This window comes from Anaeromonas frigoriresistens, assembly GCF_016820655.1.
Taxonomy (GTDB): Bacteria; Bacillota; Clostridia; order Tissierellales; family SIT17; genus Anaeromonas; species Anaeromonas frigoriresistens.
Map to the genome: position 1 here is coordinate 17,981 of NZ_WSFT01000021.1, position 25,507 is coordinate 43,487.

Consider the following 25,507-nt stretch of genomic DNA (forward strand, 5'->3'; position numbering starts at 1 on the left):
TGATTTCCTCCTAAAGAATTTATAATTTAACTAATGTTAAAAAAAGTAGGTGGTTCGTAAAAGTTCCTGCTTTTAACCTAAATCTTTAATTTTGGTAGGGTTTCATCATAGTCATAGATCCAAAGTTCAAGAATGATTACTTTTTCATCACTTTTCATTAGAATAACATCATTCAAATAATTAATAAATTCTTCTGTTCCCCAACATCCTGGATGCTCATAATTATCAAATTCTAATAAATACTCTTTAAGTCTTTTAATAATCTCTTCTGGTCCCTCAATTATCGAAGCTCCCTCATCATATTCATCTGTTATTAGAGCTTTCACTAGGATCACCTCTTCTCGAAGTTTATTGTACTTATGTAATTTCCAACAATGCTACTCATTCTATATTTTTTCATATAGTATGGTTATCTGGCTACTTATTATTTTGTTTATTATGTCTCATGTTTTTCAACATACCAATTCCCCTACGCTAAGTCTTCATGAGTAAATTATTTAATATATAGCCTTGTGTTTATTATGATATGTTTAAATATTCTATATATAATTCTCCAATACACAATATAACTCCTGTTTTTTTCTTTTCTTACCAATACTTTTGAATCTATATTCAAAAAAATTAAAGGATAGCCTATTGTCTACCCTTTCTCATACTTATATATTATCCATTTTAGATATAGTTTCTACCTTAGTTTTAATCATTACTAAAACTTATACCAATAATATGTATATTGATATTATTTTTCAAGACCAAGTTTTTCTGCAATAGATTTTGATCCATCATTATCTTTACTACAATCCCATTGTAGTTATATATCCTTCATCCTACATTCATTTTAAAAAATTAGCTACTTTATACCCATATCCTTTTCTTCCCGGATTGCTTTACCCAAAAATTATATGCATCGAACTCCCATACTTTTTTGTTTTTCTCAATATAATCTTTCATTAGCACCTTTGTGCAAAAAAATGTTATAAAACGAGTGTCGCCCGCAAACCTTCTGCTACCATTTCCTATTTGCTTTTAATTCAATAACCTTTCTATGTATTAGTGGTTGTATTTCTGGATAGGTTAAATTTGTTGGCATTTCATTAAAAAGTCTTACTTCTTCTATTTCCATATTAGGTAGATCCCCAAACACTTCAATTTCACTATAAAATAGTCTCCCATAGCTAGTCTTTTCTTCTCTTGAAACTGAATAATCACACACCTTATGTATTGAGAATTGCTTTGCACCTGTCTCTTCTTCTAATTCTCTTTTACCTGTTTCTTCAATCACCTCACCAATCTCTCTCCGTCCACCAGGTATTTCCCATGTTTCCCTTTCTTTATGTCTTACAAAAACAAATTTCCCTTTATATATACAGCAAATAACTGCATACTCTAATTTTTCATTATCAATAGTACCTATATCATAAAAATCCACTACCATTTCATTAACTCCTTCTGTTCTTCTTTTTAATAAACATACTCTCTATAGCGAGAATGTGTGGCACTCATCCCCATAGGCTTCTTTTATCCTAGAACGTCCTTACACAACCATAGTTTTAGCAGACCGTTTTCCCCTATACATTAATGAACCAACTCAATCTATCATAATGACTACTTTCATAACCTTAGTAAAAACTATTTCTATCTAACTCATCTTTAAAATAATAATCTATTACTGTTAAATCATAATAAGGATCTCCAATGTCTACAAAACCCTAATCAATAATCTCACTATTATTCTCTTTATCTAACATAATATATTTTGTTCTAAAATCTCCGTGAAGTAGTGAACCTTGTTCTCTTCCAGTTTTGTTTTCAATATGCCACTTAAAAATCTTTTCAGGAAATTCTCCTCTCTTGTAATCAATATATCTTATAGAACTTGTTGCATATATAAAGTGTTAGGATAAAACCCTAATTTTCTATAAAAGTTAATAGTAGATTCATTTTCCTGAGATACTGTAACCCCAATAGATTTACAATTCTTTTCTTTCATCCACTCAAGATGTTTAACTACAATTTCTTTTCCAATACCAATACCTCTTTTGGATTCATCTACATGGATTGATTCAAGTTCCCCTTTTTCTTCAACTATAGTTGATATGCAATAACCGATATACTTATCATTATATTTAGCAATGGTTATTTTAAGTGTATCCCTGCAAAACTCATCATAGCCTTTAATCCTATCTTCAAAGCAAATAGAGCGATATGCATCACTAAAATATTCTGAGCTATCTTCATGGTACTGCCGATTCTTCTCCCATAATTTTTTTATAATTTTAATATTATCAAAGGGTATATCAAATATCTCAATCATAATTAAGTCTCCTTTTTTTAATTTTATTTTCTACCGAAAATTTCTCCATTATGGTGATTTCATTAATATAAGTCATCAATTATGTAGCAATATTTTAAATAATGCATCATAAATTAATTCTTCGAATATATATCCTTTACCATCCTTTTTATATCTTTCTAATCAATATGTTTTTCGTCAAAATTTTTTTTGATTTTATAGTAAATAATTGTAGAAATAAATATACCAATTAAAGATGCAATAATATCATTATTATCCCATGCCCCTAATTTGAGAATCACATGTAGATATTCTATAAGTAAAAAAACAGTCATATTAAGTATATTAATCAACCATATAAACACAGGCCTATGAATTACATCAAGCCCTTTAAAAAGTATAGGTGCTATATAAAATATACCTACTAAGGTGAAGAGAAAACTTGGTACAAGATTTGGTGCCGTTTCTGCGAATAAAGTAATATATTGATTTCCTAATTTATATAAATTTTCTCTAAACAAATACACTAACATAAATAAAGCGTATATAAGAATAATTGTTCTACTTAAATAATTATATGCTTTGATGTTAAATAAATTTTTGTTTATATTAATTGGTTTAAAATTATTAATTATACTCACCTCTGAAATTTCACTTAAGTTTTTCTGCAATTCTTTACTCTACAATACATTCAATTTTTATGACTTTTAAAATATATATTAAATCTTATTCTTAATTACGTATAACTTCTAGCCCTAAAGATATTTTTGCCTATTAATAAACCTATTTACTTTAAGATAATCTAGTACTATATTAACTCTTTCTTGGATAGACTGATCTCCCTCTATTCGCAAAATTGGACAGGATAAGCTAGACATCCAATACTCATGTAGAGTCTTGCTCCTAACCTCTAAACCACCTTTATCATACAATGATGCCCACTCAAGATAAATCTTTGATTGTTCATATCTACTTCCACCAGGTAAGATTTCATCACCATACCTCTGCAATTCTCTCTCCTGCAACCTTTTAAGTCTTATTTCTTCGGGGGTATAGACAAAGATAACCAAATCAAAATATGACTTGAATTCATCACCCCATCCACAAACTGCCCCTGATAAAATCCATTTTTTATAATTTTTAATATCTTCTTTTAACAAGTTCACTCTATCTTTAGGTGCTCTCTGTTTACTAAACTTTTCAGCCCAAAAATAATCATCACCATCAAAATTCACATGTGGAAGAATTAAAGATAACTCCTTCCCTAGGGTAGATGCTCCAGAACCCGATGCTCCAAGGATATGTATTCGATCTTTCATAATAGTCTCCTTTTATAATTTATGATAATTTTAATATAGCATATTTACGCCTTGCACAAATTAACTTTTTTCTTCATAAAAAACTACTTCATAGTTCCTCCCTCATTTCTTAGATATTACAAGTTTCATACTTTTGTACTTGCTATATTTGTGTAGCCAATATTCTTTATAGACTGTCTTAAAATACAATGTTAGGTGTAAGTTTTTACATCATTTTTAATAATTACTAGAACTTATACCAATAACATGTATAATCATATTCTTTTTCAAGACCAAGTTTTTCTGCCATAGATTTTGATCCATCATTATCTTCACTACAATCCCAGTGTAGTTCTATCCCCTTCATTCTACATTCCTTTATAAAAGCCTTAGCTACTTTATAACCATATCCTTTTCTTCGATGTTTTTCTAATGTTTCTATTCCAACTGTATGAATATTACCTTTCACTAAACCAGAATAACAAATACTCACTATTTCATTTTCTATTAAGTAATAACTGCATATACCCTTATTCATAAAATTCTCTATATTTCCCCAGAATTTTTGTGTCTCATTTTTCAGAAAATCAATATTAGAAATTTGTAAGTTAAATGTATTTTTATTAAACAGCCTTATATTTTCTATACTTTTTTCACTAATTGATATTTCATTTTTTAGCTTATATACTAATTGCTTATCTTTACCTAAGTTTTTGTTTGAAAAAACTTCCTCAATTATTCTATTCCATTCCTCTGAAACTCCTGAAATTTCGATCCAACTTATACCTATATTATTTAACCTTGAATAGACTACCTCTTCAACGAAAGACAAAAGTTCACTTTTAAATTGAGTATTAGTATAGTCTCCTAATAAATAAAAACCTCCCATACCTTTACAAAATATCAATGCTGTTTTTGGATTATTTATGTTATCAACAAAAATCCAACCTGGGTTATTCTTTAAAATTACTGATGTAGCTTCTGGAAACTTATCATTTTTAATTAAATTATAGACTTCACAATATTTATCTTTACTCAATTCTTTAATCATTGCACCTTTATCCTTTCTGCTAATATTGCTTATTGTAAGTGAAGTTTTATATTCATTTTTAAAAATTATTTATGTATAGTGTTCTGATCATGTATTAAAAGCCATTTTTCTTCTTGTTTACGAAAAATTAAATTCAAATAATAATTCATTTTAATTATGTTTCCTTCTTCATCATAATCTTTATAATCAACTTCTATTAATGCATATGCCATTTCTGAACTTTCTTCAATATTTAATATTTTATAGTTTAAATTCCAATCATTATCTTCAAACCAACTTTTATGTAACTCTAAAAATTCTTCCTTATCTCTTACTAGGTCTCCGTTAGGCATAATCAAAATAATATTTTCTAATTTAACTGTTGAAAGAAAATTGTTTAAATCTTTGTTTTTCATAGAATTTAGATGCAACATTAAAGTGTTCTTAAAACTCATATCCTTACCTCCCTTTGTTTATCTTTTCATTTCCACGCTTGAAATTGCCAGTAACTTTAGCCATTATTAATTGTGATTCTATTGTACCTGCTGTAGATATTTTAGATAAAAATTTCTTGCTTTCTTTCCCCTTTAATATCTTAACTTGTTTTCCTTCCCAAAAAATAAATATCTTATCATCCTTTGATACTTTATACGAAAAAATTTCTTCTTCAAGTTTATTTCGTTTATCTACATTTTTCAATTTATTCAGTCCTCCTTCAACTCAACTATTGTTATTACATTATACCTAAGAACACAAAGACCCATAAAATAACTATGATATAAATAAATCACTTCATAGCATTTAATTCAAATTATTTCTAAATTAATTGTAACCACTCTATTATTGAAGGCTTCCCGACCATAAATATTCCTTCTTCAAATAACCTGTAAATTTCTTCCTTTGAAACTAATTTTGCTTCACTGACTTCTTCTGGTTGGCATATCACGTCTTCTATATCAATATCTTGTTCGAATAACCAAACATCTGCGAAATACGAACACTCTCCTTCATGCACTGTACTCCTTATAATCCTTCCATTACTAGTTAACTCTATCCCTAATTCTTCTTTTACTTCCCGTACTATAGCTCTAAAGCTATCCTCTCCTGCAATTGCTGATCCACCCGTTATCTCCCATGTATTGGGGAATGCTTTATTCGGTGTTCTTTTAGAGATGAGAATTTGACCCTTTGAATTCTTAATGAATGCAAAAACAACTAAATGAAACTCACCAGGATTCATTGGTTTACCTCGTTCAACTATTCTTCTTGTTTTTTTCCTATTCTTATCTAATACATCCCATAATTCCATAATAATCCTCTTTTCATTTTAGTTACTGTTCAGAAACTCTCTTGAATTCACAACACTAGTTTTTTAATATCGTCTAACGTTCTTGCTATCGTAGCTATGGTCCACATACTTTTCGTGGACTCTCTGCAAATAGCATGTTAAATGATGGTTAGTTTGGAACTACCTACAGCTTCATTATTGTTTTTTTCCATGAATAAAGTAATGCCAACTACTTGTATCATTAAATATATCTTCTATATGCCTTATTCTTATAATATGAAAATCTTTTAAAAGTTCTCTCACATCTTCTAAGTTTGAATAAAAATGAGGCACATCAATTTCTGGCTCTTCAATTTTTATAATTGTGTTATCATCGATTCTTGGATAGTTCTTCTTACTAAACGAAGGGCTATTTTTTGAACATAATGTTACGAAAAATTCTCCACCACTTTTCAACACTCTATTAATCTCACTGATTATCTTTATTATCCCTTTTGTATCTGTATGAGAAATAACATGATATGCTAACAAACAATCAAATGAACTTGTTTCATAAGGTAAGCTATTTATATCGCCTAACTTGATATCGATATTTAGATTATCATCTTTAGCTTTCTTCTTTAGTACATCTAGTCCATCTTGTGATAAGTCAAAACTGTACGTTTCAAAGCCATTTTGAGCAAATAATATCGAATGTCTACCAAGTCCACAACCTAAATCTAAGAAATTATTATACTCTTTACTTTTCCACCTATTTACATAATAATAAACATCTTCTGATGGCACATTCCAAAAATTTTCTTTTACTTCTTCCCAATTCCATTCTTTTGATTTAACCATGCTATCCTCCACTCCTTCTTAATATTTTCGTTCTCAAGTTTTTATTCTCAAAACCAACTGTCATTTAACATTTTAGGTATTGACCTTGTACAAAGTATTTTTATTGTATAGGGGCAATGCCTTGTTAAATGATGTGCTTGACTGAAAAATACTTACCTTTCCCAATCTATACGATATCTTTCATCTAACCATTCGCAAATATTTGTTCCTAACCAAAGAGCTAATACCGTTATTGCTGTGAATGTCCAACCTTCATCAAAGAGCCAACTTGCCTTCTGGTTCAATAAATTCAACGTTATATCTAGTGTATATAGAGATACAATAATTGATATAGCTAGTGGAATATAACGTAAAATCTTGATTTCATATTTCTCTTTCAATGCTTGTCCTAATCCAACCTCATCTTCAAGATTTAATCTTCCTCTTTTTATCACTCCCCACAATGCATTACCACATGGAATTAGTCTCATCAACGAGTTAGTGTATCCTACTGCACCAACAATAATAACTGTTTTAGTTGATAATTCTACTCTAAGTAAATTACTAAAAATCATAGCAATTAATAGTGTTATTGGTACCCCTAGATCCCAAATCATTTTGGGTGAATTGTCATATTCCATACGAAATTCAACATCTGAAGGCTTCTTGCCTAGGTCACCAACTTTATTAAACCCGGTACTTACCCTGATTCCTGATAAATAACACGAAATTCCATGACCTAATTCATGAGCAAATGTAGAAATAATAATTGAAACCACTAGCGTGCCTAACCATAGAATAGAATTAGTCACCTTTTTTCCTCCTAAATTAATAAACTTCGAAATCTCTAAATAAAATCTATACAACTCAATATCACAAGCATTTCATTTAACGTTCCGTGTTTGCGACTCCTTCGAACTGGACCTCAAAGCACTACTTCCTTGGCGGTGCTTCGCTCCTAGTTAAAAGGTGTGGTTCACACCACCCAAAAGCCTATCCATAGTGCACCCTTGTACAAACATATTGTTATCGGATGTTTGTAGTTTACATCTACTATTTAGCCTTATTTTTAGCTCGCATTGATTCGTTTATATGCACAAGATTGTGTCGAGTAACTGGCATCAATAAAATACCTGCATAATTTCTCTTACCCCAATAATTGATTTGCCAGTTAGAACTTTCTACATCTAATACAGCACCTTCATCTAATACTCGTTGTAATCTTTTTTCATCTATTATTGTTCTTAAATCTGAAGGATTAAGATTTTGTATAATTTTTCTCGTTTTCCTACCTACAGCAATTCTATATTTTTTTAATTCTTTAATATTTATATCCTTACTAAATTCTAAAATTCTTCTCGTGACATTGCATTTCCAGTATCACATATGTTTGACCCTATTTTTTCTAGCCAATTATTTGTACTAATAATTTGTTTTTCATTGGCAATTAATATATTCAAGGTTATATCCTCTATTCTAGTTGAATGCCATAAACCATAAGCAACTGTGCGTCCTTTATTATTTGTTACTGTTCTGAATGTAGCTTCATCAATCTCTTCCCATAACTCATCTTCTAAAGTAGTCTTGTTTATTTGTGACATTTCTGATGAATGAACCATTGCATGTTGTTCTAGACATAAATTAATCGCCTCATCGAAATATTTTGATTTCAATATTTCTCTCAATTTTTTCTGTTTTGAATTCCATACCTGTTTTTTATTCATTCAATATCTCTCCTTTTAAGTATAAAAATGTCCGATAACAATATCTTCCCGAACCTGTGGTTCGTATTTTATTACTAAATATAGGTATTCCCGGACTTTGTTTCGATAATATCTACTTATGTCTGATGTTTATCTCCCTTTTTTAAAAAGCCTATCTAATGGACTTTCTATTTTATTTAAATTCGTTTTAGTTACATGTTTATATATCTCTGTTGTTTTTGAACTTTTATGTCCCAGTAATTCTTGAATATATCCTAAACAGTTCCTCCTTCCAATAAATGTGTTGCGAAAAAATGTATCAATATATGTACAGAAACTACTTTCTTGATTTGGTTTTTTCACAGTCTTTATCAAAATTATATAATTCATCAAAATTTATAATTGTAAATTTGAAAATATTACTCCAATCAATATCGTAATTTAATAGCAGTTCCATAAGCTTAGTCTTATTACTGGGATTACTTAGAACAATCCAGCATCTCATTATTAGTTCCAATCTTCTTCTTATTACTCTCTAATTTGTTTGAATATTCTATATATAATTCTCCAATTACTAATATAACTCCTGCTATTTTTTCTTTTTTTTTCAATATTTTTAAATCTAGTACAAAAAAATAAAGAATAGCTTCTCAGCTATTCTTTACTATATTTATCAATTATCCTATTTGCTGTTTCTTCAATCTTTTCGCACCTATCCATACTTTCTCTTCTAATGCTTTTATAGGCTTCTTCTTCTGTTATCTTTTCTTTATCCATTAATATACCCTTTGCTTTATCAATTATCTTTCTTCCTTCAAGCTTAGATTGGAGTTTACTAACCTTTTTCTCTAGATTTTTGATTTTATTAGCATTCATTAATGCAAACTCAACCATTTGATATAGATTATCCTTCATGATTGGATTACTAATATAGGCAAAGACTTTCATTTTTTTTATTTGTTCTAAAAAATTCGAGTTTACATTATTAGTTATATATATAACTGTGGAAAGATTATCTTCCTCTATTATCCTGCCAACTTGAAAAGCATCCATTCCCCAAAGATTTGTATCTATAATAACTAACTCTGGATATATTGTTCTGCACATTCTTATAGCACCAAGCCCATCTGTTGCCTCATATATCTTATAGCCTCTTTTAGTTAATAAATCTTTTATACTTTTTCTAGTATATTCTCCACTATCAGCTATTATAATTTTTCCCTTCAACATATAACCACTCCAACATTATACCTTAATATAGATATTATATTGATAAAAGCTAATATTTTCAATTAGAATTTCATTAGATATCTATCGATCTCCCACTGAGATATATATTTAGAATATTCATTCCACTCATATAATGCAGCATTTATTACTCTTTCAAATAAATGATCTCCTAAAGCATCTTTCATAGTCTTATCTTGTGAAAATTCAATTATTGCTTCTTTAAGATTCGTAGGTAATCTATCTATTCCTAAATCCTTCAGTTCTTTTTCATTCATGTCATATAGATTACTACTCACTTTATTTTTAGGCTCTACTTCATTTTTAATTCCATCAATTCCAGCTTTTAATGTAGTAGCTAGTGCTAGATATGGATTAGCTGATGGATCAGGACTTCTTAATTCTACTCTAGTAGAATTTCCTTTTTTAGCTGGTACTCTTATCAAAGGACTTCTATTACTCTCTGCCCATGCTATCATTACAGGAGCTTCATATCCAGGTACTAATCTTTTATAAGAGTTTACAGTAGGGTTAGTTATAGCTGTAAATGCTTTAGCATGTTTAACCAATCCACCTAAAAAGTGATATGCAGGCTTGGATAGCTGGATCTTATCATTCTCGTCATAGAAAGCATTACTTCCATCTAAATTAGCTAGAGATATATTAAGATGCATTCCTGATCCAGCAATATTATCCTTAGGCTTTGGCATAAATGTAGCATGCAATCCATGTCTTTGAGCTATAATTCTAACTACCATTTTAAATGTCATTATATTATCTGCTGTAGTAAGAGCATCTGCATATTCAAAGTCAATCTCATGTTGCCCTGGAGCACATTCATGATGGGATGCTTCTATCTCAAATCCCATTTTCTTTAACACAGTAATCATAGATTTTCTAGCATTTCCTCCTAGATCAACCGGTGCTAAATCAAAATATCCTGCATTATCATGAGTTTCTAAAGAAGGTTCCCCTTTTTCATCTGTATTAAACAAGAAAAATTCACATTCAGGTCCAACGTTCATTGTATATCCCATTTCTTTAGCTTCATTTATTATTCTTTTTAATGTGTTTCTAGGGCAGCCTTCAAAGGGTGTGCCATCAGCATTATAGATATTACAAATAATTCTTGCTTCTTTATACTCACCAGACCATGGAAACACTTGAAAAGTTGATAGATCCGGTCTTAAATACATATCAGATTCTTCAATTCTTACAAAACCATCTATAGAAGATCCATCAAACATAATTTCATTATTTAAAGCCTTACTCAATTGTTCACTAGTAATTGATACATTCTTCATTACTCCCATGATATCTGTAAACTGTAGATGTATAAATTCCACCTCAAGTTCCTTGACTCTTTGTAATAATTCCTCTTTACTATAATTCTCTTTCAACATAATCCCTCCTAATTTTCTTATACATTTTTATATCTCTTATGGAACGTTCTAAACACTTTACAATAATATTTAATAATTAGACAATAAAATAGCGTCCCCAACAAAAGGGATTAATTCCCTTATGTTTTGGACGCCTTTGCCCTGTCAATATTTTATTATAGACATATTATATACATAATTATTTAATTATGCAATACTTTTAAATTAATATCTTAATATTATTATATTTTTTTCAGTAATTTATGTGATTAATTCTTATATTCTCTTAGAATTAATACTCCATATTTCCTCAGCGTACTGTCTTATTGTTCTATCACTATTAAATTTGCCAGCATTTGCCATATTAATCCAACACTTTTTCGCCCATACTAATTTATCTTTATATGCATTACTTACTTCTTCATGGGACTTTCTATAATCATCAAAATCTCTAAATATGAAATAATGATCTGGTTCATGCCAGCTAGCTCCTTTTAATAATGCATCGTATAGTTCTTCAAACATACCTGTTCCTTCGTCATCAAAAGTACCATCTATTAAAGTATCTACTACTCGTTTTAATCCTTTTATATTTTCATAGTATTTTTCAGGATCATAACTATTATTCTTTTTCATTTCTTCAATTTCTTCTACTCTAGCTCCAAATATAAAGTTATTATCTTCTCCTGCTTCTTCTACTATTTCCACATTAGCTCCATCATATGTTCCTAATGTTGGAGTACCGTTAAGCATGAATTTCATATTTCCAGTTCCTGAAGCTTCTTTTCCTGCAGTAGATATTTGCTCAGATACATCAGCTGCTGGGAACAGTTTTTCAGCATAAGAAACTCTATAGTTATGAACAAATACAACTTTAATTTTCTCATTTACTTTAGGATCATTATTTATCAACTTCGCTATTTCATTGATATATTTTATTATTCCCTTTGCTCTAAAGTATCCTGGAGCAGCTTTTGCACCAAATATGAATGTTTTTGGAACAAAGTCCATATTAGGATTTTCTTTAATTCTATAATATAAGTCTAAAATATGGAATGCATTTAATAATTGTCTTTTATATTCATGAAGCCTTTTAATCTGTATATCAAATATTGAATCTATATTGATATCTATACCTTCTTCTTCCTTTATATATCTTGCTAATTGTTCTTTCTTTTCTCTCTTAATACCTAAGAATTTATTTAGAATTTCTTCATCATCACTATATTTTTCTAATTCTTTTAGCATACTTAAATCAGTTAGCCAATCTTCTTGTCCTAGCAGCTCCGCAATAAAATCTGTAAGCTCTTTATTTGCTAATGCAATCCACCTTCTAGGAGTTATACCATTAGTTTTATTTTGGAATCTATTAGGATATAGTTTATACCAATCATTTAATTCTTGATTTTTTAATATGTCTGTGTGTAACTGAGCTACACCATTAGTAGTATAAGTTCCATGGATAGCTAACCATGCCATATGAATCAATTCATTCGATATAATTCTCATTTCTTCTATTTTATCTTCTTTAATATTTTTTGATTTCAATTCTTCAACAAATCTCTCATCTATGAGAGTAATAATTTCATATATTCTAGGAAGAACTTTTTTAAACAACGGTACATACCATTTTTCCAATGCTTCTGATAATATAGTATGGTTTGTATATGCAAATGTCTTCTGAGTTATTTCCCAAGCTTTACTCCAATCTAGCCCTTCACCATCTATAAGTAATCTCATTAATTCTGGAATTGCTACTACAGGATGAGTATCATTTAACTGTATTGCATGATACTTTGGAAATTCAGAAAAATCAATGTTTCTTAATTTAAACTCTCTAATTAAATCCTGTAATGAAGCAGAAGCTAATAAATATTGTTGTTTTAGTCTTAATATTTTACCTTCTTCCTTTGAATCATTTGGGTACAGAACTCTTGTTATATCCTCAGCTCTGTTCTTTTCTTTAACTGATTTATCATATTCTTGTTCATTAAATAAAGTAAAATCAAACTCCATAATTGGTTCTGCTTGCCATAACCTTAAGGTATTAACATTGTTTGTTCCATATCCTATTATCGGAGTATCATAAGGTACAGCTTTAACTTTACTATCACTAAAATCAACTATAACTGTATCTTCTTCTCTTTTAACAGACCAAGGATCACCATGCTTTAACCAGTTATCTGCCTTTTCCACTTGAAATCCATTTTTAAACTCTTGTTTAAAAATTCCATAATTATATCTTAATCCATATCCTGTCACAGGTAAACTTAATGTAGCACTAGAATCCATAAAACATGCTGCTAATCTACCTAACCCTCCATTACCTAAACCTGCATCCTCTTCTAAGTTTTCAATATTGTTTATATCTATTTCTAACTCATTCAATACTTCTTTAACATCTTCATATAAACCTAAATTAATTAAATTATTTCCTAAAGCTCTACCCATTAGATACTCAGCAGAAAAGTAATAGGCTTCTTTTCCTTCTTTATACTTTATATCTGTTTTAATCCAATTATCTGTAATTAAATTCATTATAGCTTTAGAAACTGCATAATATTTTTCATTACTTAATGAATTATCAAGACTTTTCCCAAAATGAATTTTTAAGATTTTTAATATGTCTTCCTTAAAATCAACTTTATTAAACATATTCTCTACCTCCCATAAAGCATAGTCATATCGTATATTCTATTCGCTAAATCATCAGTTAGTTTTTCTTTTTTCACTCTCCATTGCCAGTTACCTCCAAGAGTTGATGGGATATTCATTCTAGCTTCAGATCCTAATCCTAGAAAATCTTGCATTTGTGCTATGGCTAAATCCCCTACAGAACTCCAAGCACCTCTAATAAATCCCCAGTTATAACCTTCCTCTTCCGTCAATTTCAAGTAATTAATTGCTAAATTTAAATCGGTCTTATCCACCGTTTCTAACCATCCATTGATAGTATCATTATCATGAGTACCAGTATAAACTACACAATTTTTATTATAATTATGAGGTAAATAGTCACTCTCTTCCCTTGGATCAAAAGCAAATTGTAATACTTTCATCCCAGGATAGCCTGAATCTTCTCTTAGTTGAATTGTATCTTCAGTTAAAAAACCTAAATCCTCTGCAATAATATTAACTTCTCCTATTTCTTTTCTAATTGCATTAAATAATTTCATACCAGGTCCCTTAACCCATTTACCGTTCTCTGCTGTTTTATCCCCATAGGGTATAGACCAAAAGGATTCAAATCCTCTAAAATGATCAATTCTTATCACATCATATAGTTTTATATTTCCTCCTATCCTTTCAATCCACCAGTCAAATCCCCTTTTCTCTAATACTTCCCAATTATATAAGGGATTTCCCCATAATTGACCTGTACTTGAAAAAGCATCTGGAGGACATCCAGCTACTTTAGTAGGAGAATTTCTTTCATCTAATAAAAAGATTTCATTGTTAGCCCATGTATCTGCACTATCATTGGCTACATAGATTGGGATGTCTCCTATTATTTTTATTCCCTTTTCATTTGCATAAGTTTTTAAATTTATCCACTGTTGAAAAAACAAGTATTGAAGAAAATTCCAATATTCAATTTCATATTTTAATTTTTCTTTGTATTTTTTAAGTGCACTTTCCTCTCTTAGTTTTATATCTTCATCCCATTCATGCCACGGTTTTAACCCAAATTCATTTTTCACAGCCATATATAGAGAATAATCCTCCAACCATTCTTTATTATCCTCTTTGAATTTTAATATCTGCTCTTTATATTTATTTTTACCATTTTCATAAGCTACTTTTAATACTGGCATTTTGTTTACAAAAATCTTACCATAATCTACTTTATTATCATCACCAAAGTCTATATTTTTGTAATCTTCTATTGATAATAATCCATCTTCTGCTAATAAGTCTAAGTCAATAAAATATGGATTTCCTGCGAAAGATGAAAATGACATATAAGGAGAATCTCCATAGCTAGTAGGTCCTACAGGTAATATTTGCCAATATTTTTGGCCTGATTTCTCTAAAAAATCTACGAAATTATATGCTTCTATTCCAAAAGTTCCTATTCCGTAGGGACTTGGAATAGATGTAATATGCATGAGTATACCACTGCTTCTTTCTGCCATAATACTTCTCCTCTTTTTTTATAATTTATAATAATCAATTTAAAGTAATTGATTTGTTTTCAATTTAAACATTATTAACTATTTAATTGATCCATCTGTTATTCCTTTAATAATGTGTTTTTGAGCAAATATATAGAATATTACTATTGGTACCATTGATATAACTAATCCAGCTAATGCTAAGTGCCATTTTTTAGAATACTGTCCAAAGAAGTAGAACATTTTTAACGGTATTGTTTGCCACTCTGGTCTATTAATAACTAGTTGAGGTAATAGGAAGTCATTCCATATCCACATTACATTTAAAATACTTACAGTCACTGTGATTGGTTTTAATAATGGAAAAATTATATACCAAAATATCTGGAATGTATTACACCCGTCTATAATTGCTGCTTCTTCCAATTCAACTGGAATATTCTTAATAAATCCATGATACAAAATAATTGATAAACTAGACCCCAATCCTAAATACATAAATATCAAACCTAAAGGATTTAAAAATCCTATTCTTCCCATTAAATTCACTAGCGGAAGCATTACTGCTTGAAAAGGTATAAGCATTGCTACTGCAAATAGAAAAAATAAGAATGCACTTACTTTTGTCTTTGTTCTTACAAGCATCCAAGCTGCCATTGAGGCAAATATTATTATAACTAATGTGCTTCCTACTGTGATGAACAATGAATTGAAAAATGACCTTATGAAATCTAATTGTTCAAAGGCTTCTGGATAATTCTCTAAAGTGAAAAATTCTCCAAAGGGAAGTCCCATTACATTCATAAATATTCCCTTCTGGGTTTTAAATGAATTTGTTAATATTATATATAATGGCAATATGAATATTGCTGCTAATGTTAATCCAAGAGCTGGAGTTATAATTTTTTTCTTTTTTTCCTCTACCATTACATTTCAACCTCCCTTTTTTTGCTATAGTATAATTGGGTAACGGTTATAACTGCTACTGCTAAAAGGAAAACTACAGCTTTTGCTTGAGCTAATCCTAGTTTATTCATTGTGAAGGCTGTTTTATATATATTTAATGCTAGCATTTGTGTAGAGTCATAGGGACCTCCCCCAGTTAATGCTAAATTCTGATCAAACAACTTAAAAGAATTTGATAAAGACAAAAATATACCTACAGTGAAGGCTGGTGCCACTAACGGTAATATAATATGTCGTAATTTTTGTAAGCCATTAGCTCCATCTATCTGGGATGCCTCTATTAAAGAATCTGGAATACTTTGAATAGCTGCAATATATATGATCATCATATATCCTGACATTTGCCAACTCATCAATATCACTAACCCCCAGAATCCAGTAGCAGTTGTTGATAGCCACCCTTCCAGAAAACTCCATCCAAATATAGATCCTAATGAAGCAAAACCTTTAGTAAATATGAATTGCCAAACAAAACCTAAAATAATTCCACCTATAAGATTAGGCATAAAGAATATACTTCTTAGAAAATTACTTATTTTCATTTTCTTTGTAACTAATAAAGCTAGTCCGAAGCCAATGATATTTATAGTGAAAACTGATACTACTGCAAATGAAGCTGTAAATTTAAATGCATCTCCAAATTTTTCGTCAGAAAAAGCTTTTATATAGTTTTCTATACCTACCCAGTTTGGAGTATTAGTTATACCATTCCAATCTGTAAATGAGAAGTAAATACCTACTATCATAGGTATAATAACTACCATTAAAAAAGCTAATAGAATAGGCCCGACAAATATAGGAAACCATTTTTTATAATTATTCATTATGGACCTCCTTTATAGAAAATTTGAGGAGAGATAAAAATCTCTCCTCAATGATTATTTCATTATTATCTCATTTCTTCCCATTTTGCTTGAGAATTAGATATTAATTCTTCCCATGTAACTTCTCCAGCAAAGTATTTTTGAATTTCAACACCTAAAGCATCCATACCCCATCCTGTTGGATAACCCATAAATACCCATGGAGTAGTTTTTCCTGCTTCAGCATATCTCTTAACTGCTTGACCTAATGAGTCTTTAGGTTCTAAATTATCATATCCTTTTAAAGGTGGTATAAAGAAGAACTCATTAACAACATATTCCTTACCTTTTTCTGAAGTGTATAACCAGTTTAAGAAAGCTTTAGAAGCTGCCTTATCAGCATCTTCACTGTTTTTATTAACTGTCCAATACATAGGTACTCCTACTGGAATTGAATCTTCCTTTGCTCCTGCAATAGGCATTGGTAATATATCAAGTTTTTGTGCTACATTCTCATCTATATCATTTACTCCACCATATATCCAGTTACCTTGTTGAATTATAGCTACTCTCTCTAAAGCTATACCTTCATCAACTTGTGTTGCATAATCTACTGCATTTAATTTTGCTTTTGAATCAGCATATGGAGAATAGTCAGCTTGTAAATCAATTAAAGCTTTTAATCCGTCCCCATGCTCAAAAGCTACTTTATCAGCATCAAATGAATCTAATGAACTATCAAATTCTTGACTTAATGCTACATTAGAAGTGTGTAAACCAGTTACCCAAGTTTCTTTTGCAGGATAAGAGAACACAGCTTCAAGTAAGGGATAGTCATCTTCTAAATCTCCTGCTTTTATTTTGCTATCTAATTCTTTAACTGCAGATTCTAAACTTGAATAATCTTTTATATCTGCTACATCAATACCTGCATCTTCAAATATAGCTTTATTATAGATAAATCCATATCCTTCAATTGCGAAAGGTAATGCATAAACCTTGTCTTCAACAGTTACTCCAGATAAAACTCCATCTAATGCTTGATCTACCCACGGTTCATCTGAAAGATCTTCTAATTTTGACATCCAATCCTCAACATCCTGTGGTCCACCTACGTTGTATATATCAGGTTCTTGACCAGATTGAAATTTAGCTCTTAATGCAGCACCATAGTCGTCTCCACCACCAACTGTTTCTATGTTAACTTTAACATTTGGGTTCTCAGCTTCAAATTCTCTCGCAGCTTCTTGTAATTTTTCTGCAATTTCTACTTTAAATTGGAATATATCTACTTCTGCCTCTGCTAATTCGTCTCCTGTGCCTTCTGAATTCTCGTCAGTTTGAGGTTCTTTAGTATCATCAGCTGTATCATTAGAACATGCTCCTAAAAACATTGTTGAAACTAACAAAAAGATAACTGCTAATGCTAATACTTTTTTTGATCTCTTCACATTAAATCCCCCTTAAAATTATTTAAATTTAATTTATATTATCCAGTTATTAATCGTTAATAAAAAAGAAAAATAACTAAGAATTAATATCTAGAATAAATTTTCACAAAAATGTAGTTTAATAATTAAATTTGTCTACAAGATTCTCTTTTTAATAATTTCGTATCTAATATTATATGTTGATGGTCAATTTTCCCATCAATTAATTTAAATAATATATCTATACTCTTATGTCCAAATTCCTCCTTTGGTTGCTCTATAGTTGCTAAAGAAGGATGAAAATATCGAGAATACTCTATACCATCAAAACCTATAACTGATATATCTTCTGGAATTCTTAACCCCCTAGATAATATTGCTTTAGCAGCACCAATTGCCATAATATCAGATATTGCGAATACTGCTGTAATTTCTTTATTTTTATCTAGTAAATCATTCATCTCATTATAGGCAGATTCAAAAGTAAATTCTCCAACTCTTACATACTCTTCATTATAAGAAATGTTATTATCTTCTAATGCTTTCTTATAACCATCTAACCTCAATTCACCAATACTCTTTTCTTTTAACTCGGTAACAATAGTTGCAATTTTTCTATGACCTAATTTAATAAGATAATCTACTGCATTATAGGCAGCTTCCTCATTTTCTATTACGATACTTGAGAAGGTTTTCCTATATGCTTCTTCAATAATATTTGGAGATGTTATAACTATAGGGGTCTTGATATATCTTAATTGTTCATCATCTTCATCGTTAAAGTCTCCCCCTAGATATATTAGACCTTTTAATCTTTTTTCTTTTATGAATTGAATTGCTGCTCCAATATCATTTATGTTGTCATACTTATAATGGATAATCATAGAGTAACCAGCATCATTTAGCCTATTTTCTATTGTATGAACTATTTCTGAGAAAAAAGGATTATATATACCTTTTACTAATAATCCAATATTGTTAGTTTCGGTTTTCTTTAAGTTTCTAGCACTATTATTAGGGATATAATTATGCTCCTCAATAACCTTTAATATTTTCTCCCTAGTTTTATCTGAAACATCCGGATGATTATTTATTACTCTTGAAACAGTACTAACACCAAAACCTGATATTTTTGCTATATGTTTGATATTTAGATTCCTTTTAATCATAAAGCACCTTCTTTATAAACTAATTATTAGAAACGTTACTGGTAACGTTTCCAACTTTAAATATATTCTAACACACAATATTCAAAAAATAAAGATAAGAGTTAAAATTATTTTTTAGTATTTTCTAATATCTTCTCTATACCTTCTATTCTCTTATCTATACTTTTGATTAGATTTAATGATTTATCTGAATAACTCATTGCTTGATTAGAAATATATTCTGCATTCTCCGCGCTTTTAAATACTCTATCTAAGGAATTTTCAACACTTACTTGCATTATTTCTACATTTTTCAAGAGATTATCCATTTCAGTATTAACTTTATTTTTAGTGTCAGTAAGATGGTTTTCAAATTCTTTTGTAGCTATTTGAAATCTATTTATAAATATTTCACTCTCAGATTGAAGAAACATCTGTAATAATTTTCTAGGTAATATTGCATTATTTCTACCATCTCCTCTAATTTTATATGTTCCTCCAGATGTACAATAGGGCTTTTCCCTTCCAGTAAGAATTTCTATTCTATAAAAAGGAGTCTTTTCACTGTTTTCAATATATACTTTCACTTCTATTGGTGGAATACAACTATCTGCTTTACTTAATATACTCATTTTTTCTGTATCACCTACTGGACAACCTACAACTTGACCTCTTTGACGACCTTTTATTTCCACTTCCTTTACTCCAATAAGTATTGCTCCCCCTTTGTCAGAATTAGCAAAAGCAACAAAATCGGAACTATCTAAACCGCTTAAACTTTGTTTAAAGTCTACGTCGTATCCTTCTTCTCTATTTAAAAGATATTTAGCTCTATCTGATATATTTTTATATTCCATATTTCTTTTATTCGCTCCCATATGATTTGTCCTTCCTTCTTATTTTAGAGGACTTAATAAATAATATCTAATAAAAGCCTCTATTATTCCACTATTTTTTATCATACAATTAAATATTTAACTTCCCTTTACCCAAATAAAGATCTGAATAATCTAATCCAGATCTTTATTACAAGTATTTTATTATATAAAAATTATATCATTTCTCAATCTAAAGGTTTTTTTAACCTTAACTCTTCATGGGTAGATAGATTATTTGCCAATGTATATTTTCGCAACACTATATATAACTCACCTTTAGTTGCATATACATATGGCATTACAAATAAAACACCTATACCTAAAGCAATTAATCCCAAAATATACCATCCCAAAAATGAAAGGTCTAGTACAAACATGTCAAATTTATGTCCCCTAGTCATTTTCTTACTTAAATCCAATGCTCTTTTATAGCCAATATTAGGGTTATCCCCTAGTATATATGGAACCATACTATAAGAGTAAGCTTTAATAATTCCAGGGATGAGCAATAGTAAATACCATAAAAAATTTAATATTCCTTTCCACAACATAGATTTAATAACATCAAAATATATACCTTTTTCAAAAGCAAACCCTAAATTATTCATATTTATGTCGTCTTGAGCTGACTTTACAAAGTATTTCTTACCACCTACTTCTAATGGATATCCTAAAAATATGCGAATTCCCATTGCTATAGTAAGTGCAAATAATCCTACAATAATCATGATAAAGATTATAACTGGTAAGGCCGAATACCCTATGTCTCCACCAAAATTTTGTATACCATCTCTGCTCCCACTAAAACTTGAAGCTCCACCGCTCCTACTACCAAGATTTCCACCAATAAAAACAAGTACTAAGCTCACAACAAAAGCTTTCCAATAGGATTTTCTTAGTACATCCTTCGCTCGATTCTTAAGCTCTTTTCTAGTCCACATTTTAATACCTCCTAAAACATCTATATTTATATATTTTTTTTATTATAAAATTATACAAATATATTAATACTATTATAATTCTTTAATGTATATACTTTTCCCTTCTTATTCAGAAAGAAAAGGTTATGAATTGTAAAAATTCATAACCTTTTCTCATCTAATAAAAATATCCTCGTCTGTATCCTCTTCGATATCCTCGTCTATAATAAGGTCTTCTAAATATAGCTGTCACTAATAAAAACCACAGCAATAGACTAGACCCACCAAAATATTGAGCACTTCCACTGTTATATCTTCTAGTACTAGATTCTTCCAATTTAATTAATCCTTTAACACCATCAATTCTTTTTCTAACATCACTATCTATGAATCCTTCCATCCTTGATAATCTATCTAAATTTCTTAAATGAATTTGTTTAATATCATTTGGAACTTCTTGTTGAACTTTATTGATTTCATCAAATAAATCTTTATCTGACTTCTGACCATACTCCTTTAAAAATTCATCATATCTATCTACATTCTCTTCCCCTAGTATCATTCTATTTAATAAGTTACTCATATTCACATTATAATTGTCATCCATTTATCTTTTACCTCCATCCTATTATTCATACTTATTCAATAATACTATATGTCATTTAAGCCTAACCGTTACACTATCTAAATAAATTTAAAGAATAAAAAGGAAATCACTTAAAAGTGATTTCCTTTTTATTCTTTAATATAACTTGCTACAATCTCTCCATAATATAGGACATGATAGTCATAATTCGGATATTTTTGATCTTTAATTTCTTTGTTTAACATTCCTGGCTCCATTGTTTGTTGATATACTACTTTACATTCATAATGAAGTTCACATTCATCTATTATAGGTGTGTCTATAATCTTACTTTCCTTAGGTGTTAATTCACATACTTTAAACTTATCAATTTCTCGTCTTGATTTTGTACCACAGATTCCTAATTCTTCTTTTAAATTACCCTTTAAGGGAACACTAACTGAAAATTCTTTTGCATTTTCAAGCATTTCATAAGTATATCTTGAATACCTTACAGCAACCATAAATACAGGTTTATTCCATATAAATCCTATACTTCCCCAACCTATTGTCATAGTATTTAATTTGTCTTCATTCTTTGTAGTTAAGAATGCTCCCCTGGGAAGTTGATCTAACATTTCTTGTGAGTACTCATTATATTTTATATTTCTATACATCTTATCTCCCTTTCTATAATCCTATTGATATATATTTTACTTCTAAAAATTCCTCTATTCCTAAATGTCCACCTTCTCTTCCTATTCCACTTTCTTTGAATCCTCCAAAGGGGGCTTGAGGTGTGGAAGGTGCTCCATCATTTAACCCTACTATTCCATATTCTAATGCTTCAGTAACTTTAAATCCTCTAGATAAGTTTTCAGTAAATACATAGGCTGCTAGTCCATAATTAGTATCATTGGCTAGTTTTATTGCTTCATCTTCGTATTTAAATGTAGTTACAGGTACAATGGGTCCAAAGGTTTCTTCATTCATCATTATCATCTCTTCATTGGCATTATCTAAGATTGTAGGTATAAAGAAGTATCCAAAGTCATTACAATCACCTTCATGCTTTCCATTTCCCCCGGTAACAATACTAGCACCTTTGTCTATTGCATCCTTGATATGCATATTTATCTTATCATAACCTTCTTTATCTATTATAGGACCAATATCAGTATCATTATCAAACCCATTACCAACAGTTAGTATACCTACTTTTTCTTTTAATTTAGATAAATACTTTTCTTTTATACTCTCTTGTACATATACTCTATTTGTAGCAATACAAACTTGACCTCCATTTCTAAATTTTGAAGACATGGTTCCTTCTACAGCTTTGTCTAGGTCAGCATCTTCAAATATTAATAATGGCGCATGCCCTCCTAACTCTAAAGAAATATTTTTTACTGTTTTCGATGACTTTTCCATTAGCATTTTACCTACTTTAGTTGATCCTGTAAAGGTTATTTTTCTTACTCTTTCATCATTTAATAAAACCTCTCCAATATCATTTGCTGAGCCTACTATTAGATTAGCTACTCCTTGAGGTAATCCTGCCTCTTCTAATAATTCAAATAGTTTAACTGCTGTTAAAGGTGTAGCTGATGCTGGTTTAACTATTGCTGTACATCCAGCTGCTAATGCAGGAGCTATTTTTCTTGTTATCATTGCGGCAGGAAAATTCCAAGGTGTAATGGCCCCTATAACTCCTACTGGCTGTTTATGAACTAATATTCTCTTATTATTACTATTAGATGGTATTGTTTCACCATATATCCTTTTGGCTTCTTCAGCATACCATTCTACAAACCCTGCTCCATATATTATTTCACCTATAGCTTCCTTCATCGGCTTCCCTTGTTCAGAAGTCATTATTTTAGCTATATCTTCTTTGTGTTTAATTATTAGTTCATACCATTTTCGAAGTATTCTACTTCTATCTTTACCCGGAGTTTTTGACCAAGATGTAAAAGACCTATGAGCAGCATCAATTGCATCTGAAGTATCCGAGGTAGTTCCTTTTGCCATTTTTCCTATTAAATCTCCATTAGCAGGATTATTCACATCTATCCACTCATTACTTGATGATTCTCTCCATTCTCCATTAATAAACAATTTATACTCCACTCTAACATCTCCTTTCTAATCTATTATATTTATACGCTAATACTAGTATAATACGCTTATTATAAAAGTGCTCTATAAAAGAGCACCTTTAATTATTATAATCTATGCCATAGATATCAGATAACTCTACGGTTATTCTTTCGATTCTTTGATCCTCTATATCTACTTTTTTATTTTCATCATTATTTTTACTTATAGTATGTACTGGTATATTAATAATAAATTCTGTCCCCTTACCTACTTTAGAATTTACCAATATATTCCCATTATGTAATTCCACAATAGATTTCACTAATGATAATCCTATTCCACTACTTTGTATATCTTTTAGTGAAGAGTGGTCAATTTGAGTGAACCGATCAAATATTTTTTCCAACTTATCTTCTGGTATACCTCCTCCATTATCCTTAACAGATAAATCTATAGTGTCACCTTTATCCTTTACACTAACATAAACTTCACCATCATCATGAATATTCTTAATTGAATTAGACAATAAATTCAATATAACTCTTTCTATCATATAGGGATCACAAGCTATTATCTTTTCTTCAATATCTGTATCAAATACTATCTCAATATTTTTAATCTTTACATACTCAGCTATAGATTGTGTAATATCTTCTACTATTTCTACTATATTATAATTACCTAAATCAATATCAAAAAAATTGGCCTCCATTTTTGATATATCGATTATATTATTAATTAACCTCAATAAACGATATGAGTTCTGTTTTGCAATTCTTATAAATTTCTTAGATTGTACTTCTTTCTCTATTAATGGAAAAACATTAATCAATATGTTTAAGGGTGTTCTCAACTCATGGGATAAATTAGCAAAGTACTCTGATATTTTTTTATTATAGTCTTGACTTTCCTTTAATAATATCTTATCTTTTTTTAGCTTTTCTTCTAATTTAACCTTGTCTATAGCTATTCCAATACTTTGTCCAATTGTATCTAATACTTCTCTTTTCATAGTATCAACAAAAAATGTCTGTTCCCATTTTAATAGTATAAATCCTATAATGTTACTTTTAGATATTATTGGTATTCTTGTTATAGATAAATCTTCGTACTCTAGACTAGAAACAACTTCATAAACATCAAAATCTTCTTTGACTATGATATCTTCATCATTAAAAGAGTAAGGAAGTGACTTAATAACATTTTCGTCAATATTTTTAGAAATAATTATATCATCCTCACTGAAATCTTCAAACAAATAAATAGTACCTCCATCAATTTCAAAATTAACTAATAATATATCTAAAACAAAATCTAAAAAACCTTCTATATCCGAAATTTCATTAGACTTCTTAATTATTTCAGATAATACTACTCCAAACTTATCTCTATTTCTGCATATCTCTACCATATTAACTTCTCCTTTTTAACATTAATATTGGTACCCCTTATATACATTTCTATTTTTCTTTTAATATTCCTGCCTAGTATAGAAATTAATGGTAAAAATTTTTATTAGTCTATTGTCTTTATATTAACAAA

27 protein-coding genes are annotated in these 25,507 nt (G+C 29.6%); all 27 read right to left on the reverse strand.

Annotation, left to right across the window (positions count from 1 at the left end):
• Positions 1 to 77 precede the first annotated feature (77 nt).
• The gene (locus tag GOQ27_RS04555; protein ID WP_203365649.1) at positions 78 to 326 is read right to left on the reverse strand and encodes a hypothetical protein; all 249 of its coding nucleotides are present in this window, start codon (positions 324 to 326) and stop codon (positions 78 to 80) included.
• Between the two features lie 680 nt (positions 327 to 1,006).
• Positions 1,007 to 1,435, reverse strand: coding sequence for an NUDIX hydrolase (locus GOQ27_RS04560; RefSeq protein WP_203365650.1), 429 nt, complete (start codon positions 1,433 to 1,435; stop codon positions 1,007 to 1,009).
• 432 nt (positions 1,436 to 1,867) lie between these two features.
• Positions 1,868 to 2,314 (reverse strand): GNAT family N-acetyltransferase, encoded by a 447-nt coding sequence (locus tag GOQ27_RS04565; RefSeq protein ID WP_203365651.1) that lies wholly within the window; start codon positions 2,312 to 2,314, stop codon positions 1,868 to 1,870.
• Between the two features lie 158 nt (positions 2,315 to 2,472).
• Positions 2,473 to 2,826 carry a hypothetical protein gene (locus GOQ27_RS04570; RefSeq protein ID WP_203365652.1) on the reverse strand — a complete coding sequence of 118 codons (354 nt, stop codon included), beginning with the start codon at positions 2,824 to 2,826 and terminating at the stop codon, positions 2,473 to 2,475.
• Positions 2,827 to 3,048: 222 nt separating this feature from the next.
• Positions 3,049 to 3,612: an AAA family ATPase gene (locus tag GOQ27_RS04575; protein WP_203365653.1), complete on the reverse strand. Its 564-nt coding sequence runs from the start codon at positions 3,610 to 3,612 to the stop codon at positions 3,049 to 3,051.
• Positions 3,613 to 3,838: 226 nt separating this feature from the next.
• On the reverse strand, positions 3,839 to 4,642 hold the full coding sequence (locus tag GOQ27_RS04580; RefSeq protein ID WP_203365654.1) for a GNAT family N-acetyltransferase: 804 nt from the start codon (positions 4,640 to 4,642) through the stop codon (positions 3,839 to 3,841).
• 65 nt (positions 4,643 to 4,707) lie between these two features.
• Positions 4,708 to 5,076, reverse strand: coding sequence for a YybH family protein (locus tag GOQ27_RS04585; RefSeq protein ID WP_203365655.1), 369 nt, complete (start codon positions 5,074 to 5,076; stop codon positions 4,708 to 4,710).
• A 4-nt stretch (positions 5,077 to 5,080) separates the two neighbouring features.
• Positions 5,081 to 5,320 (reverse strand): hypothetical protein, encoded by a 240-nt coding sequence (locus tag GOQ27_RS04590; RefSeq protein WP_203365656.1) that lies wholly within the window; start codon positions 5,318 to 5,320, stop codon positions 5,081 to 5,083.
• A gap of 118 nt (positions 5,321 to 5,438) precedes the next feature.
• Entirely contained in the window at positions 5,439 to 5,930 is a 492-nt protein-coding gene (locus GOQ27_RS04595; RefSeq protein ID WP_203365657.1) for an NUDIX hydrolase, read from the reverse strand.
• A 174-nt stretch (positions 5,931 to 6,104) separates the two neighbouring features.
• Positions 6,105 to 6,749, reverse strand: coding sequence for a class I SAM-dependent methyltransferase (locus tag GOQ27_RS04600; protein WP_203365658.1), 645 nt, complete (start codon positions 6,747 to 6,749; stop codon positions 6,105 to 6,107).
• Positions 6,750 to 6,901: 152 nt separating this feature from the next.
• Entirely contained in the window at positions 6,902 to 7,540 is a 639-nt protein-coding gene (locus GOQ27_RS04605) for a hypothetical protein (RefSeq protein ID WP_203365659.1), read from the reverse strand.
• 534 nt (positions 7,541 to 8,074) lie between these two features.
• On the reverse strand, positions 8,075 to 8,452 hold the full coding sequence (locus GOQ27_RS17050) for a hypothetical protein (protein ID WP_252187750.1): 378 nt from the start codon (positions 8,450 to 8,452) through the stop codon (positions 8,075 to 8,077).
• A gap of 458 nt (positions 8,453 to 8,910) precedes the next feature.
• Positions 8,911 to 9,042: a hypothetical protein gene (locus GOQ27_RS17280; protein ID WP_286673012.1), complete on the reverse strand. Its 132-nt coding sequence runs from the start codon at positions 9,040 to 9,042 to the stop codon at positions 8,911 to 8,913.
• 43 nt (positions 9,043 to 9,085) lie between these two features.
• Positions 9,086 to 9,661 carry an ANTAR domain-containing response regulator gene (locus GOQ27_RS04615; RefSeq protein ID WP_203365660.1) on the reverse strand — a complete coding sequence of 192 codons (576 nt, stop codon included), beginning with the start codon at positions 9,659 to 9,661 and terminating at the stop codon, positions 9,086 to 9,088.
• 62 nt (positions 9,662 to 9,723) lie between these two features.
• Positions 9,724 to 11,058 (reverse strand): type I glutamate--ammonia ligase, encoded by a 1,335-nt coding sequence (gene glnA / locus GOQ27_RS04620; protein ID WP_252187751.1) that lies wholly within the window; start codon positions 11,056 to 11,058, stop codon positions 9,724 to 9,726.
• A gap of 258 nt (positions 11,059 to 11,316) precedes the next feature.
• Positions 11,317 to 13,695, reverse strand: a complete 2,379-nt coding sequence (locus GOQ27_RS04625; protein WP_203365662.1) for a glycogen/starch/alpha-glucan phosphorylase — start codon at positions 13,693 to 13,695, stop codon at positions 11,317 to 11,319.
• A gap of 5 nt (positions 13,696 to 13,700) precedes the next feature.
• Entirely contained in the window at positions 13,701 to 15,176 is a 1,476-nt protein-coding gene (gene malQ, locus GOQ27_RS04630) for a 4-alpha-glucanotransferase (protein ID WP_203365663.1), read from the reverse strand.
• A gap of 78 nt (positions 15,177 to 15,254) precedes the next feature.
• Complete coding sequence (locus GOQ27_RS04635) at positions 15,255 to 16,082, reverse strand: carbohydrate ABC transporter permease (RefSeq protein ID WP_203365664.1); 828 nt, start codon at positions 16,080 to 16,082, stop codon at positions 15,255 to 15,257.
• Complete coding sequence (locus GOQ27_RS04640) at positions 16,082 to 16,945, reverse strand: carbohydrate ABC transporter permease (protein ID WP_203365665.1); 864 nt, start codon at positions 16,943 to 16,945, stop codon at positions 16,082 to 16,084. Before GOQ27_RS04640 ends, GOQ27_RS04635 begins: the two co-directional genes overlap by 1 nt.
• A 65-nt stretch (positions 16,946 to 17,010) precedes the next feature.
• Positions 17,011 to 18,375 (reverse strand): ABC transporter substrate-binding protein, encoded by a 1,365-nt coding sequence (locus GOQ27_RS04645; protein WP_203365666.1) that lies wholly within the window; start codon positions 18,373 to 18,375, stop codon positions 17,011 to 17,013.
• Between the two features lie 125 nt (positions 18,376 to 18,500).
• A complete protein-coding gene (locus GOQ27_RS04650; RefSeq protein WP_203365667.1) occupies positions 18,501 to 19,523 on the reverse strand; it encodes a LacI family DNA-binding transcriptional regulator in 1,023 nt (340 codons plus the stop codon).
• Positions 19,524 to 19,630: 107 nt separating this feature from the next.
• Complete coding sequence (locus GOQ27_RS04655) at positions 19,631 to 20,380, reverse strand: AlbA family DNA-binding domain-containing protein (RefSeq protein ID WP_203365668.1); 750 nt, start codon at positions 20,378 to 20,380, stop codon at positions 19,631 to 19,633.
• Positions 20,381 to 20,565: 185 nt separating this feature from the next.
• Positions 20,566 to 21,321 (reverse strand): DUF975 family protein, encoded by a 756-nt coding sequence (locus GOQ27_RS04660; protein ID WP_203365669.1) that lies wholly within the window; start codon positions 21,319 to 21,321, stop codon positions 20,566 to 20,568.
• Between the two features lie 157 nt (positions 21,322 to 21,478).
• Positions 21,479 to 21,907 (reverse strand): hypothetical protein, encoded by a 429-nt coding sequence (locus GOQ27_RS04665; RefSeq protein WP_203365670.1) that lies wholly within the window; start codon positions 21,905 to 21,907, stop codon positions 21,479 to 21,481.
• A gap of 128 nt (positions 21,908 to 22,035) precedes the next feature.
• Positions 22,036 to 22,542, reverse strand: coding sequence for a flavin reductase family protein (locus tag GOQ27_RS04670; RefSeq protein ID WP_203365671.1), 507 nt, complete (start codon positions 22,540 to 22,542; stop codon positions 22,036 to 22,038).
• Between the two features lie 13 nt (positions 22,543 to 22,555).
• On the reverse strand, positions 22,556 to 23,995 hold the full coding sequence (locus GOQ27_RS04675) for an NAD-dependent succinate-semialdehyde dehydrogenase (RefSeq protein WP_350445879.1): 1,440 nt from the start codon (positions 23,993 to 23,995) through the stop codon (positions 22,556 to 22,558).
• Positions 23,996 to 24,083: 88 nt separating this feature from the next.
• Positions 24,084 to 25,376, reverse strand: a complete 1,293-nt coding sequence (locus GOQ27_RS04680; protein ID WP_203365672.1) for a sensor histidine kinase — start codon at positions 25,374 to 25,376, stop codon at positions 24,084 to 24,086.
• Between the last annotated feature and the right edge of the window lie 131 nt (positions 25,377 to 25,507).